At 74.2% G+C, this 14,151-nt stretch carries 9 protein-coding genes; 4 read left to right on the top strand and 5 right to left on the bottom strand.

The window, feature by feature from the left end; all coding sequences use genetic code 11:
• Window positions 1–321: 321 nt before the first annotated feature.
• Window positions 322–1,557: a hypothetical protein gene (locus GUY61_RS40405; RefSeq protein WP_243766698.1), complete on the top strand. Its 1,236-nt coding sequence runs from the start codon at window positions 322–324 to the stop codon at window positions 1,555–1,557.
• Window positions 1,558–1,652: 95 nt separating this feature from the next.
• Here the strand turns inward: GUY61_RS40405 and GUY61_RS23785 are convergent, their stop codons facing one another.
• The 3 genes from GUY61_RS23785 to GUY61_RS23775 all read right to left on the bottom strand — a co-directional run bounded on the left by GUY61_RS23785 (window position 1,653) and on the right by GUY61_RS23775 (window position 7,206).
• Window positions 1,653–3,230, bottom strand: a complete 1,578-nt coding sequence (locus tag GUY61_RS23785; RefSeq protein WP_166632273.1) for an NAD(P)/FAD-dependent oxidoreductase — start codon at window positions 3,228–3,230, stop codon at window positions 1,653–1,655.
• 127 nt (window positions 3,231–3,357) lie between these two features.
• On the bottom strand, window positions 3,358–5,796 hold the full coding sequence (locus GUY61_RS23780) for a serine/threonine-protein kinase (RefSeq protein WP_166632272.1): 2,439 nt from the start codon (window positions 5,794–5,796) through the stop codon (window positions 3,358–3,360).
• A 231-nt stretch (window positions 5,797–6,027) separates the two neighbouring features.
• Window positions 6,028–7,206 carry an acyl-CoA dehydrogenase family protein gene (locus GUY61_RS23775; protein WP_166632271.1) on the bottom strand — a complete coding sequence of 393 codons (1,179 nt, stop codon included), beginning with the start codon at window positions 7,204–7,206 and terminating at the stop codon, window positions 6,028–6,030.
• 197 nt (window positions 7,207–7,403) lie between these two features.
• Here GUY61_RS23775 and GUY61_RS23770 point away from each other — a divergent pair, with 197 nt between their 5' ends.
• Window positions 7,404–8,477, top strand: coding sequence for an NAD-dependent epimerase/dehydratase family protein (locus tag GUY61_RS23770; RefSeq protein WP_166632270.1), 1,074 nt, complete (start codon window positions 7,404–7,406; stop codon window positions 8,475–8,477).
• Between the two features lie 331 nt (window positions 8,478–8,808).
• Here the strand turns inward: GUY61_RS23770 and GUY61_RS23765 are convergent, their stop codons facing one another.
• A complete protein-coding gene (locus GUY61_RS23765) occupies window positions 8,809–9,042 on the bottom strand; it encodes a DUF6480 family protein (protein ID WP_166632269.1) in 234 nt (77 codons plus the stop codon).
• A 310-nt stretch (window positions 9,043–9,352) separates the two neighbouring features.
• Here GUY61_RS23765 and GUY61_RS23760 point away from each other — a divergent pair, with 310 nt between their 5' ends.
• Both GUY61_RS23760 and GUY61_RS23755 read left to right on the top strand, forming a co-directional pair.
• Window positions 9,353–10,900 carry an FAD-dependent oxidoreductase gene (locus tag GUY61_RS23760; RefSeq protein WP_166632268.1) on the top strand — a complete coding sequence of 516 codons (1,548 nt, stop codon included), beginning with the start codon at window positions 9,353–9,355 and terminating at the stop codon, window positions 10,898–10,900.
• Window positions 10,897–11,931 (top strand): iron-containing redox enzyme family protein, encoded by a 1,035-nt coding sequence (locus tag GUY61_RS23755; RefSeq protein WP_166632267.1) that lies wholly within the window; start codon window positions 10,897–10,899, stop codon window positions 11,929–11,931. The genes GUY61_RS23760 and GUY61_RS23755 overlap by 4 nt, the downstream gene beginning before the upstream one ends.
• Window positions 11,932–12,235: 304 nt before the next feature.
• Here the strand turns inward: GUY61_RS23755 and GUY61_RS23750 are convergent, their stop codons facing one another.
• The gene (locus tag GUY61_RS23750) at window positions 12,236–14,122 is read right to left on the bottom strand and encodes an FUSC family protein (RefSeq protein WP_243766699.1); all 1,887 of its coding nucleotides are present in this window, start codon (window positions 14,120–14,122) and stop codon (window positions 12,236–12,238) included.
• Window positions 14,123–14,151 lie beyond the last annotated feature (29 nt).

The raw sequence follows: 14,151 nt of genomic DNA, 5'->3' as shown, positions 1-14,151 counted from the left end.
ACCCCGGACCGGGACACGTCACGCCCGCCCCGGCCCGGGGCCTGTCACGCGGCCCGCACGACCCGCGGCGCGGCCCTCGTGTCCCACGGGGACGCGGGCCTCGCGCGGTGAACTCAGGTCTGCGTACCGGCGCGGGTTGCCTGGCCTTCCGGGCACGTCCGCCGTGCGGTGCCGGGCGAAGGCGTGTGCCGCACGCGGGTCGTTCCGGCGTCGGATGCTGCCCGTCCGGTCACTTCACACTGCCCGCCCATGCCTTGCATCAGCAGCTTCCCGCCGCGTACCAAGAGAAGTTGTCAATCTCGCGCCAGAAGAGAGACTCCCGTGCACGATCACGACAAGGCCGGACACACCGGGCCCGGCAGCGACCGTATTACGCCGGCCCGCAAGCCCGCATCCGCCCCGCAGACACGCCCGCACGGCCTGCTCGGTCTGCAGGCCGATGCGGGGAACGCCGCAGTCGTCCAGATGCTCCGCCGGGCCGGCCATCCCTGGGCCCAGGAGATGCACCAGCACAGCGCCGGATGCAGCCACCAGCAGACCGGGCACGCACAGCAGCCGGCAGTGCAGCGCTCCGCCGTCCACGACGTGCTGCGCACGTCCGGCCGGCCGCTGGACGGCGCCACCCGTACCGGCAATGCCGGCCGGGCCATGGCGGCCGGCCCTCAAGCCGCTCCGAACCTGCAACGCCAGGTAGCACCCTCCCACATCCCGGCCCCCCTCCCTTCCGTACAGCGCGCCTACGACCACGAAAACCCTGAAAACCCCCAGAACGTCATGACGACCGAACACTGGGAACGCAAAGCGGGGGTGGTGGGCGCCGACGGCAAGGCCACGAAAGAGATGGTGAAGACCAAGGCGAATCTCACCAAATCGGCCAAGAAGAACAAGAACGCGAAAGCAGGCCAGGCGCGCCGGCTGGAAGACATCCTGAACAGCGTCGGCCCCGGTCTCCTGCGTCAACTGCAGGGCATGCCGGAGACGGCTGGAAAGCTGGAGCTGTACAGGGCCATGAGCCTTGGAGAGGCGCAGAGCATCCTGGAGTACTGGGGCAGTCCCGCACAGGCCGCCGCCCTGGAATACGTGGCGGACGGCGGCGGCTCGGCCAAGGATTTCAAAACCAGTCACAAGGGCATGACCGTCGGTGCCCACCTGGGCGACCGCGGCCAGGCCGAGGCGTACCACGACATGGGGGGCCAGTCCTATCAAGTCCTGCTGCGGTTCACACTGAAGCCTGGCGCACACCAACTTCTGTTCGACCCGGAATATATGGCACTCGGGCCCTCCTACAAGACCGAGCTGATCCGCGAGGCGAACCGCAGGGCGGGAGGCCCGGACTACAAGAACGCGAGCGCAAACGAAGGCACACTGTCCGGGTACATAGGAGCGAAGGCGGAAGAGAACGAGCCGTTCAGTGTGGCTGTCGCGCAGGGCGCCAACACCAGGAGGGGCAGGGAAGTCAGCCCGAGCCAGCTGCTGTTCCAGCTGTTCGTCGAGGATGTGAACGTAGTGGGCAACAAGTCGGGAACTCCCCTGCCGCGTGAAGCCGTAGCCGTGTGATCAGGGACATACTCAATGGCCTGACCGGACGTGAGAGGTGACAGCGCCGCGGACACCACCCGTACCTGCCCGGTGGCCGCCGCGGGGTGCTGTCCTCAGTGACCGAGCGCGGCCATCGCCGCGTTGTGCCCCGGGATGCCGCTGACGCCGCCGCCCCGGACCGCTCCCGCACCGCACAGGAAGACGTTGGGGTGGGAGGTCTCCGTGCCCCAGCGACCGGTGCCGCCGTCGGGATCCGCGTACGGGAAGGCCAGTTCACGGTGGAAGATGTTGCCGCCGGGCAGCCGCAGGTCGCGTTCCAGGTCCAGCGGGGTCTTCGCCTCGATGCAGGGCCGGCCGTCCGCGTCGAGGGCCAGGCAGTCCTCGATCGGTTCGTCCAGGTGGGCGTCGAGCGCGGCCAGGGTGGACTTCAGCAGCTCGGTCCTGGCCGCCTCGTTGTCCTGGCGGAACAGGCGGGCGGGCGTGTGCAGACCGAACAGGGTCAGCGTCTGGTAGCCCCGCTCGACGAGGTCCGGCCCCAGGATGGTGGGGTCGGTCAGGGAGTGGCAGTAGATCTCGGAGGGCGGCGTGGCGGGCAGCCTGCCGGCCGCCGCCTCCCCGTAGGCCGCCGCCAGCTGCCCGTAGCCCTCGGCGATGTGGAAGGTACCGGCGAAGGCCTGCCGGGGGTCGACGTCCCTGTCCCTCAGCCGGGGCAGCCGCTTCAGCAGCATGTTCACCTTCAGCTGGGCACCCTCGGCCCCGGGTTCGCGCGGCTCGCGGCCCAGCAGCGCGTCCAGGGCCTGCGGGGAGGCGTTCACCAGCACCTGGCGGGCGGCGACGGCCCCTTCGGCGTGCGACGTTCGGTAGGCGACCTCGGCGCCCGTCCCGTCCGTGTCGACGCGGATCGCCTCGTGTCCGGTGACGATCTCCGCGCCCGCCTCGCGGGCGGCCGCGGCGAGCGCGTCGGTGAGGGCTCCCATGCCGCCCACCGGCACGTCCCAGTCCCCGGTCCCGCCGCCGATCACGTGGTAGAGGAAGCAGCGGTTCTGCCGCAGAGAGGGGTCGTGGGCGTCGGCGAAGGTGCCGATCAGTCCGTCGGTGAGCACCACTCCCCGTACCAGGTCGTCGGTGAAGGCCGCTTCGACGGCGACGCCGAGCGGCTCCTCGAACAGGGCGCGCCAGGCCGCCTCGTCGCCGATACGGCGGCGCAGTTCCTCACGGCTGGGCAACGGCTCGGTGAGGGTCGGGAAGACCTTCTCCGCGAGGCGGCCCGTCATCCCGTAGAACCGCTGCCAGGCCTCGTACTCGGCGTCGGATCCGGTCAGCGCGGCGAAGGACTCCCGGATGCGGCCGGGGCCGCCGCCGACCAGCAGTCCGGTGGCCCGGCCGCCGCGTTCCACCGGGGTGTACGAGGACACGGTGCGGCTGCGCACCCCGAAGTTCAGCCCCAGGTCCCGGACGATCTTCCGCGGCAGCAGGCTGACGAGGTACGAGTAGCGGGACAGCCGGGCGTCGACGCCCTCGAACGGCCGGGTGGAGACGGCCGCGCCACCGGTGTGGGGCAGGCGTTCCAGGACCAGGACGGAGCGGCCGGCGCGGGCGAGGTAGGCGGCGGCGACCAGGCCGTTGTGGCCGCCGCCGACGATCACGGCGTCGTACGACTCGTGCGCGGGCGTGGTGCTGTGTGCGGGCATGGCTCTTCGTAGCACGTGCTGATCGTCCGTCACCAGAGCGCGGCGCGCGGGCGTCCGGGTGACCGGGCGGACGGCCCGGGTCCGCCGAGCGGTCCGGCGGTGCGGCGCGTGTGCCCGCCCCGGTGTCTCAGCGGGCCGCGCGCCGCTGCCGGAGCGCGGCCACCCTCCGGTACAGGTCGACGGCCTCCGCGCCCCGTCCCAGCTGCTCCAGGCAGTTGGCCTCGTCGTTGCGGCTGGCCAGCGCGTCCGGATGGTCGGCGCCCAGCACCCGCTCACGGGCGTCGGCGACCTCCCGGTAGACGGTGAGGGCGTCGGCCCAGCGGCCGAGCCAGCCGAGGCCGACGGCGACCTCGCGGCGGCTGACCAGGGTGTCGGGATGGTCGGCGCCCAGCACCCGCTCGCGTACGGCGCAGACGTCACGCGCCTCGGAGAGGGCCTCCTCCCAGCGCCCCAGCCGGCCCAGGTTGACGCCGAGGCCGTGCCGGGCGCGCAGGGTCTCGGGGTGGTCGGGGCCCTGGGCGCGGGTGCGGTCGTCGACGAGGTCCCGGTACAGCTCGAGCGCCTCGGCGCTGCGCCCCAGCCGGCCCAGGCTGATGCCGACCTCGTAACGTGCGGCAAGGGTCTCCGGGTGGTCGGCGCCGAGCGCCTGCGCGCGGGCGGCGGCCACCTCCCGGTAGGTCTGCAGGGCCTCGGACCAGCGGCCCAGCTGCCCCAGCGCGTAGGCCACCTCGTAGCGGGTGACGAGGGTGTCGGGGTGGCTCGCGCCCAGCACCCGGGCCCGGGCCTCGGCGACCTCGCCCGCCATGCGGTACGAGTCCTCCAGCCGGCCAAGCCTGCTGAGGTTGAAGGCCAGGTTGTGGCGGCAGCGCAGCGTGTCGGGGTGGTCGGCGCCCAGGGTGCGTTCCCGCGCCGCGAGCACCGAGGTGTACACCTGGTGCGCCTCGAAGTGCCGCCCGAGCTGTCCGAGGACGTAAGCGGTCTCCTGGCGGGCGGCGAGGGTGTCGGGGTGGTCGGGGCCCAGGGCGCGTTCCCGGCCGGCGGCCACCCTTTCGTACTCGCGCAGCGCGTCGGCCGGCCGCCCGGTGCGCGCGAGCGTGAACCCGACCTCGTAGCGGCTGGACAGCGTGTCCGGGTGGTCGGGGCCGAGTACGTGCTCCCGCTCGGCGGCCACCGCGCGGTGCACCTCGCCGGACTCCTCCCAGCGGCCCAGCCTGCCCAGGCTCAGCCCGGCGTTGTGCCGGCTGGCGAGGACGGCGAGCTGCTCCGGCGGAGGGGTGGGCCGCTCGGGCTCGGTGCCGGTGGCCGGGAAGGGGCGCACGGCCGTTCCGGGGCGCACGGTCCACTCGCCGGTCAGGCTCGCGAGCGGGTCGGGCACCGCGGGGGTACCGCGCACGGCCCGGGTGCCGCCGGCCCTGGATCCGGTCGTCATGCCCTTGGTCCAGGACGGCAGGCGCACGGGACGCTCGGCCGGCCGCGCGGGGCCGACGGACCGCACGGCCGGCCCGGAGCCCGCGGACGACACCGGGTCCGCGGACGACACCGGGTCCGGGGACGGCGCCGGGTCCGCGGACGACCCGGAACCCACGGCGGACCCGGAACCCATGGACGGCCCGGCGGCCCCGGTCCGGCCCCCGGGCAGCCCGTCCGGCACCGCGGAGGAACGGGCGGAGGGGAAGGCGGACGGCAGTGCGGGCGCGGCGAGCACCGGGTGCTGCCCGGTGCGGCCCGCCAGCAGCCGCCGGCCCAGCTCCCAGGCGTCGTCGGGCCGTTCCTCGGGTGTCTTGGCGAGCAGGTCCAGCACGATCCGCTCCAGGAACTCGGGAAGTTCCGCGCGGTGCGCGCGGGGCGGCCGCGGCGGGGTGTCGCGGTGACCGACGAGGATCGCCCACGCGTCGTCCATGTCGAAGGGCGGCACACCGGTGGCGAGCTCGTACAGCACGCACCCCAGCGAGTAGAGGTCGCTGCGGTGGTCGACGTGCCCGCCGCCGATCTGCTCCGGCGACATGTAGTGCGGGGTGCCCATGGCGATCCCGGTGCCGGTGAGGCGGCTGGTGAAGCCGATGTCGGCGCCGAGGCGCGCGATGCCGAAGTCGCAGATCTTCACCGAGCCGTCGGCCAGCCTCATGATGTTGGCGGGCTTCAGATCCCGGTGCACGATGCCCTGTTCGTGGGTGTAGGCCAGGGCGGAGGCGACCTCCTCGGCGATGGCCACCACGTCCTCCACGGGCAGCGGATGGTGCCCGTTGTCCTCCAGCGCCTGGCTCAGGTTGCGCCCGTCGAGCAGTTCCATGACGAGGTAGAGCACCCCGTCGTGCTCGCCGAAGTCGTGGACGACGGTCACGCCGCGGTGCTGCAGGGCCGCCGCGACCCTGGCCTCCCTGCGGAACCGCTCCCGCAGCACGCGCGTGAACCGCTGGTCGTGCTGCTGCCTGAGCGGTTTGAGGCACTTGACGGCCACTCTCCGACCCAGCGACTCGTCCCGCGCGCGCCATACCTCCCCCATGCCGCCGCGCCCGATCAGTTCGAGCAACCGGTACCGGCCCTGGATCAGCCTGCTCTCCGCCATCTCGTGCAGTCGCCCCCGTCGCTCCGCATCGCCCTCCCCGGCTCGTCCAGTATGGACGCGAGTCCGCGGAGTTTGTACGAGGACGGGCGGGCACCGGCCCCGGACCGTTGCACCGCCCGCGGGACGCGCCGGGGCGGCGGCGGCGCCGTCCCCCCGCGGGTACGGCACGGAGCGGCGCACCGATCCGCGCAGCCCCGGGACGCTCGTCCTGCCACGGTACGGCTGCCCGTGTCAGCGCCGGACCCTGGGCATCCCCAGGCCTATCCAGGAGATGATCTCCCGCTGGATCTCGTTGTTGCCCCCGCCGAAGGTGAAGATGACCGCGGAGCGGTAGCCGCGCTCCAGTTCGCCGTGGAGAACCGCGCCCGCCGAGCCCTCTTTCAGGGGTCCTGCCGCCCCGACGACCTCCATCAGCCAGGCGTACGCGTCGCGGCGCGCCTCCGAGCCGTACACCTTCACCGCGGACGCGTCCTGCGGGGTCAGCGTCCCGTTCTGCAGCGCGGACACCATCTGCCAGTTGAGCAGTTTCATCGCGTCGAGCCTGGTGTGCGCGCGGGCCAGCCGCCCGCGTACCCAGCCGAGGTCGAGGACGCGGCGCCCGTCGGCGAGCTTGGTCCCGGCGGCCCAGCGCTGCACGTCGTGCAGGGCGCGCACGGCCGTGGTGCCGTGCGCGGCCAGGGTGACGCGCTCGTGGTTGAGCTGGTTGGTGATCAGCCGCCAGCCGCCGTTCTCCTCACCCACCCGGTGGGAGACGGGGACGCGGATGTCCTCGTAGTAGCTGGCGGTGGTGTCGTGGGAGGCGAGGGTGTTGATGAGGGTGCAGGAGTAGCCGGGGTCACTGGTCGGCACCAGCAGCATGGTGATGCCCTTGTGTGGCGGGGCGTCCGGGTCGGTGCGGACGGCCAGCCACACCCAGTCGGCGGTGTCGCCGTTGGTGGTCCAGATCTTCTGCCCGTTGACGACGTACTCGTCGCCGTCCCTGACCGCGCGTGTCCGCAGGGAGGCCAGGTCGGTGCCCGCGCCCGGTTCGCTGTAGCCGATGGCGAAGTCGATCTCGCCGGAGAGGATCCGGGGCAGGAAGTACGCCTTCTGCTCCTCGCTGCCGTACCGCATGATCGTGGGCCCCACGGTGTTGAGGGCCATCAGCGGCAGCGGGACACCGGCCTGGGCGGCCTCGTCGAAGAAGATGAACTGCTCGACGGGGGTGAGCCCGCGGCCGCCGTACTCCTCGGGCCAGCCGACCCCGAGCCAGCCGTCGGCGCCGAGCCGGCGGATCGTCTCCCGGTAGAACCGCTTCTGGGCGGCGGGGTCCACGTGCCGCGCGTACGCGTTGTCCGGCACCAGCCGGGCGAAGTAGGTGCGGAGTTCGGTGCGCAGCCGCTGCTGCTCGGGCGTGTATTCGAGGTGCACGGCCCCTCCAGTCCAGGTGATTCGCGATCCCTGTGGCGGCGCACAGAGTAGAACGCGTTCCATTAATCCGGAAGGCCTTGCGCGAGCAGCCCGTTCATGGACTCGGCCGCGGAAACCGCCGCGTGCCGTACAACCGGCAGGGCCGGGTACCCGCAGCGCCGTACGAGAGGCACGGAGGCAGCCGAGGAGGTACGGAGATGAGCACGGCACCGGGCAAGAAGGTCGTCGTCACCGGGGCGACCGGCAATGTGGGAACGAGCGTGGTGCGGGTGCTGGGCGAGGACCCGGAGATCGCCTCGATCCTGGCTCTCGCCCGCAGGATCCCCGAATGGACCCCGCCCCGCACGACCTGGGCGAGCGTCGACCTCGGCGCGGACTCCACGGAACTCACCGAGTACTTCCGCGGCGCCGACGCCGTCATCCACCTGGCGTGGCTGTTCCAGCCCACGCACCGTCCGGCCGTCACCTGGCGCACCAACGTGCTGGGCAGCATCCGCGTCTTCCGGGCCGCCGCCGAGGCCGGGGTGCCGGTCCTGGTGCACGCCTCCTCCGTGGGCGCGTACTCGCCGGGCCCGAAGGACAGGACGGTCGACGAGACCTGGCCCACGCACGGCTGGCCCGAGGCCGCGTACTGCCGGGAGAAGGCCTACCTGGAGCGCGTCCTGGACACCTTCGACCTGGAGCACCCGGGGATGCGGGTGGTGCGCATGCGGCCCGCCTTCATCTTCAAGCGGGAGTCCGCGGGCGAGCAGCGCAGGCTCTTCGCCGGCCCGCTGCTTCCCACCCAGTTGCTGCGGCCCTCGCGGATGCCGTTGATCCCCGACATCCCCGGGCTGCGGTTCGAGGCCATGCACACCGACGACGCGGCCCGCGCCTACCACCTGGCGGTCAAGAAGGACGTCCGGGGCGCCTTCAACCTCGCGGCGGAGCCTCCGGTGGACGCGGCGGTCCTCGCCGAGCTGATGGACGCCCGCGTCGTACGGCTCGGCCTGCGCACGGCCCGCTCGGCGGTGGCCGCCGCGTGGGGAATGCACCTGGTCCCCGCGTCCCCGCACCTCCTCGACGCGGTGCTCAGGCTGCCGCTGATGGACTGCGCCAAGGCCCGCGAGGAACTGGGCTGGCGCCCGGAGCGGACCGCCATCGACGCCATCGAGGAGTTCCTGACAGGCCTGCGGGAAGGCAGCGGGATGCCCACCGCGCCGTTGGCGTCCCGCCTTTCCGGGGGCGGTCGCGTCCGCGAGCTGATGACGGGCATCGGCTCCAGGCCCTGACCGCCGGCCGCTCCGGTCCGAACCTGACCGAGGGGCCGCTCCGGCGGTCCCCTCCGGTCGCCCGGAGCTGCGCGCCGCCCACCGGTCGGCGGGCACGGACCTCATACACCCGTTCGGACCGGTTCGGGCGCGACTTCCCGCCACCCACCGGTCGGCGGGCACGGACCTCGTGCACCCGTTCGGACCGGTTCGGGCGCGACTTCCCGCCACCCACCGGTCGGCGGGCACGGACCTCGTGCACTCGTTCGGACGGGTTGGGGCACGGCTTCCCCCCGCCCGGCGCCCGCGACGGGGAGCCCGGCCTCGACGTGCCGGTCAGTGCCGGTTCACGTCACAGCAGCACGACCACGGCCATAGCGGCGAAGAACCCGGCCACGAGGACGACCAGCAGCGCGAGGACCGTCATGGGGCCCTTCGCCCAGCCCGTGGGCGGGTTGAAGGTCTCCCTGGGTCCCGCACCGGCCGTGCTGTCCTCGCCCGGCGGCGTCTCCGTCGGCGGCACACCGGCCGGCTCGGGGCGGCCGGGGGCCACGAAGCGGTCTTGTTCGGGGTTGTTCTGGCGCATGGCCGACGAGTGGGCAGGTACCGGCGCTCTACACCTCCGCCGTCCATGTTCCGTGCCTGTCGTTCCGGGTCCGACGCCGTGTGCCGCGCCGCTCACCCGGACCGTGGGCCGGCCCGCGCCGCTCGCCCGCGCCGTGCCGGTCGCCGTGTGGTGCCCACGGTGCCTCGCGACGCCACCGGGCACCGGGGCACCGGCCGCCCGAGTGCGCCGCCGGATCGCGGGTACCTCGTACAACCCGGCCGAATGGATCGCCCGGCCCCCGCCGTCCGGCTGCCCACGGCTCACACGGACTCACGGAAGGTGCCCGCCGATGACGAATCCGACCGTGCGGACCGGCTCGTACTGGATGGAGTACGGGACCACCGCCGCCCAGCCCCCGCTCACCGAGGACCTGCATGCCGACACCGTGGTGATCGGCGGCGGGATCGCTGGTCTGTGCGCGGCCTGGGAACTGATCCGTGCGGGCGACTCATCCGTGATCCTGCTGGAGGCCGACCGGATCGCGTCCGGCGTGACCGGCCACACCACGGCCAAGCTCTCGTCCCTGCACGGCCTGGTGTACGAGAAGGTCCGCAGGACCTTCGGGGACCGCGGCGCGTGGCTGTACGCGCAGTCGCAGCAGGACGCGCTGACCCGCGTGACCGAGGTCTCGGCCGAGCTGGGCATCGACTGCGACCTGGAGAGGCTGCCCGCCTTCACGTACACGGAGACCGAGGCGGGCCGTGCCGCCGTCGAGGCGGAGGCCGAGGCGGCACGCGCGGCTGGGCTGTCCGCCTCGTTCGTGACGGAGACGGGACTGCCGTTCCCGGTGACCGGCGCCATCCGGGTCGAGGACCAGGCGCAGTTCCACCCCCGCAAGTACCTGCTCGGGCTGGCCGAGGACTACCTGCGCCTCGGCGGACGGATCCACGAACGCACCAGGGTCACCGGGCTGCACGAGGGCGAGCCGTGCCGGGTCACCACGGACGCCGGCCACACGGTCGGGGCCGGTCATGTGATCGTGGCCACCCACTACCCGGTGTTCGACCGCTCGCTGCTGTTCACCCGGCTGGAACCGAAGCGGGAACTCGTGGTGGCCGGGCCCGTCCCCGAGAGCGCCGATCCCGGCGGGATCTACCTCACCCACGAGGCCGGCACCCGCTCCGTGCGCACGGCCCCGTGCGAAGGAGGCGAGGACGGGCGGCGCCTCCTCATCGTCACCGGCGAGAAGTTCGCGCCTGGCGACGGGGGCGTGGGCGCACGCTGCGAACGGCTGACCAGCTGGGCGCGGGAACGGTTCCCCGGGTTCGAGCCCACGCACAGGTGGGCCACCCAGGACAACTCCTCCAGCGACGGTGTGCCCTACGTGGGGCGGCTCCACCCCACGGCCCGGCACACCTACGTGGCCGCGGGCTTCGGCGGCTGGGGCATGAGCAGCGGAGTGATGGCGGGCAGGCTGCTTGCCGCGCGGATCGGCGGGCAGGAGCTCCCCTGGACGGGGCTGTACGACCCGGTACGGCTGCACCCCGTCCGCGAGACCCCGACGATGCTGAAGCTCCAGGCCAAGGCCGCCGGGCACTTCGTGGGCGACCGGCTCCCAACGGCCGCGCACGCCGACTCCACCGAGGACGTCGCGGCAGGTCAGGGCGTGATCGTCCGGGTCGGAACGGAGCGTCTGGCGGTGCACCGCGACGCCTCGGGTGCCCTGCACGCCGTGTCCGCCCGGTGCACCCACATGGGCTGCATCGTCCACTTCAACGACGCCGAGTGCGCCTGGGAGTGCCCCTGCCACGGCTCGCGCTTCGACGTCGACGGAAAGGTGATCCAGGGGCCCGCCCTGCGCCCGCTGGACCAGCACGACCTGGAGGAGAATCCGTGACCCGTCCCGCCGAACTTCCCGAACCCCGGGGACCGCTGTCCGCCGCCGTGCGGGACACCCTGCTCGGCGGCGGCCGCGCCCCGGCCCCGGCGCGGGCGGCCGAGGCCGATCCTTACGGCGAGGATCTTCAGCTCGCGCTCTGCCTGGCGTACGAGCCGCACTACCGCGGTCTCGCGGGCGTCCCCGCCGAACGCGAGTGGGATCTCGGTCTGCTGTCGCTGCGGCAGCCGCTGGAACAGGCGTTCCTGGCCGCCCTGCGGAAGGACGCGGGCGGCGCCGTGGACGTGGCGGAGGAACTGGCGGGGCTGCTCGTCGAGCCCGTCGACGGCCGTGGTGTCTCGCACCACCTGCTGGCCGCCGGCACCTGGGAGCAGATGCGCGAGTACCTGGTGCACCGCTCGGTGTACCAGCTCAAGGAGGCAGACCCGCAGGCATGGGTGATCCCCCGGCTGGAGGGACAGGCGAAGGCCTCGCTGGTGGCGGTCGAGTTCGACGAGTTCGGCGCCGGGCGCGGGGAGCAGGTGCATGCGCGTCTGTTCGCCGAACTGATGGACGGCGCCGGCCTCGACACCACGTACGGGCACTATCTGGACCACGTCCCGGCCGTCACGCTCGCCACCGTGAACGTGATGTCGCTGTTCGGCCTGCACCGGGCGCTGCGCGGCGCGGCGGTCGGCAACTTCGCCACGCTGGAGATCACCTCGTCGCCGGGTGCCCGCCGCATGGCCAGGGCGCTGGAACGGCTGGGTGCGCAGGAGCGCTGTGTGCGCTTCTTCACCGAGCACGTCGAGGCGGACGCGGTCCACGAGCAGGTCATGCGCCGCGACGTGATCGGTGACCTGGTGCGCCGGGAACCCGCGCTCGCGGCCGATGTGGCTTTCGGCATCCGCGCGACCTGTCTGCTGGACGAGCGCTGGGGCGAACATGTCCTGACCGCCTGGAGCTCCGCCCGCTCCTCTCTGCTGCGGCCGCTGCCGCCCGCCGGGGCCCCCGCGCCGGCCCCCTCCGCGGCGGCCTCGACGGGCCGCTGACCGGCCCGTGCGGGCTGACGGTCAGGCGCTGCCGGGGTCCGTCCGGGTGCCGCGCCGCTGAGCGAGGAGGCGCCGGGTGGAAACGGTGTTCGGGTGTGATCGGCCGAGCACCCGTTCCACGTCACTCACCACCGCGGTCGGCCGCACCCCCGCTGCGGCCGATGCCGGCGCGGTGCTCCGCGAAGGCAGGGCCGAAGCGGCCGAAGCCTGCGGATGCCGATGAATCATCCGCACACGTCACGGCTTTGACCGGTACGGTCACTCGGCCTTCACCAGGGCCCGACGTCCGGCGCGGCACGCCCCGTCAGGCCGGTACCGGGTGCGGGTGCGGGTGCGGCAGACGGTGCGCCGTGGTGCGGAGGCCTGCATGGCGTTCGGCGTCTGCCAGGTCGGTGAGGAGCGTGGCCAGGCGGCCGGCGTGCCGCGCCGGGAGGGCCGCCGCGTGCCCGGCCGTCCCATGGTCGCGGACCACCGCGCATGCTGTCACGGTGTCGACGAGGTCCTCCAGCGTCGCGGCGACCCGTGCGGAGCCGGCGGTGTGCCGGGCGAGGGCGGGGAGTTCGGCGGCGGAGACCTCGACGGCGGCCCTGGCGTCGGCGAGGGCGCGGTACGCCCGGCGGCGCAGCGCCCAGCGTGCCGCACGGTCCTCCGGCGCGGTGAGGACCTGCGCGAGGTACTCGTGCGCCGCGCGGGCGGCCGCCTCCAGCCCGGTCCGCACGGCGTGCCCGCGCCGGCCGGGCAGCGGCAGGTGTCCGACGAGCAGTACGAGGGCGCAGGCCAGCAGCGACTCCACGACACGGCTCCAGGCGGCGGGCGGCTCCCCGCCGAGCACCACCAGGGTCAGTACCAGGAGCGTGACCACCGCGGTCTGTGCCGCGAAGTGCCGGGTGGCGACGGGAATGAGCGCGCCGCACACGGCGACCACCGCCACCAGCGGCAGCCCGGGGCCGCCGGGGACCAGCCGTACCGGCGCGGCGAGGACCGCCGCGAAGACGGCGGCGCCGATGACGGTGCCGAGGGCCCGGCACAGCACCCGGGACACGAGCGGGCCCAGGTCGGGCTTGACCAGGAAGACCGCGGTGGCGGGCAGCCAGTACCAGTACTCGTGGTCCAGGGCCCGTCCCAGCGCCGTGGCGGCCCCGCCGCACAGGGCGACGCGTATGCCGTACTCCCGTCCCGCGGGCCCCAGGGCCCGGCGCAGCGCGGACCGCCGGTCCCGTGCGCGGCCGGCGCCGGGGGTGCGCTCCGGGGGCCGGTCGAAGACCTCGGCCGCGTGCAGCAGCGCGTCGTCGAGGGCGCGCAGTCCGGGGGTGGCGCGGACCGGCGCGGGCAGCGGGCCGCAGGGGCCGCCGCCGCGCACGGCCCCGGCGAGCCGGCGGGGGCCCCGTGCGGCGCGGGGCGGCAGCTGTTCCCCGGCCCAGGCGAGGGCGGTGGCGGCTTCGGCGAGGGGCAGCGCGGCGCCGTACCTGGCGTGCAGGGCACGTTCGGCCGCCGAACGCGGGCGGCGCCTCAGCCGGGGCCCGTCCAGCGCGTCCTGCGCGTGGTCCAGTGCCGCGGTGAGCGCGGCGCGGCGCGCGGTCGCCCGCGGCCCGCCGGCGGCGTCGAGCAGGTCGGCGACGGCCCCGTACACGGCGGCGACGGCCTCCCGTTCGCCGTCGAGGTGGTACGGGCCGGCGGCCGGGCGGCCCGGGGCGGGCAGGCACAGGCGCAGCAGGAGCAGCCAGCCGGCGCCGGCGAGCCAGAGCAGGGCGCGCTGCGGGCCGGGCTCCGGCAGTGGCATGCCCGCGCCGACCACCGCCGCGAGGAGCAGCTGGGTGCCGCAGGCGGAGGCCACCGGGCCGGCCGCGCTGACCGCCCCGGCGAGCAGCGCGGCCACGGCGAACAGGAGCGGCAGCAGCACGTCGGCCGTGGCGCCGTCCCCCGCGAGGTGTCCCGCCGTGGAGCCGAGGAGCATGCCGAGGGAGCCGGCGAGGGCGGGTGCGCCGATCCGGGTGACGGAGGAACGGCGGCCGCCGGGCCGGTCGTTGATCCCGGCCAGCATCGCGCCCAGCGCGGCGGCGACGCCCGCCGTGGCGTGGCCCGCCAGCACGAGCGGCGGCAGCGGGGCGCAGGCGAGGGCGCCGCGCAGCACGGCGTTCCAGGGGACGGGGCCGCGCTGCGCGCGCAGGGCGTGGCCGAGCCAGGGAGGCAGGGCGGCGAGGCGCCCGGGCGGGGCGGGGC

The sequence above is a fragment of the Streptomyces sp. GC420 genome (assembly GCF_009916105.1).
Lineage (GTDB): Bacteria > Actinomycetota > Actinomycetes > Streptomycetales > Streptomycetaceae > Streptomyces.
This window is presented reverse-complemented; position numbering and strand designations above follow the sequence as displayed.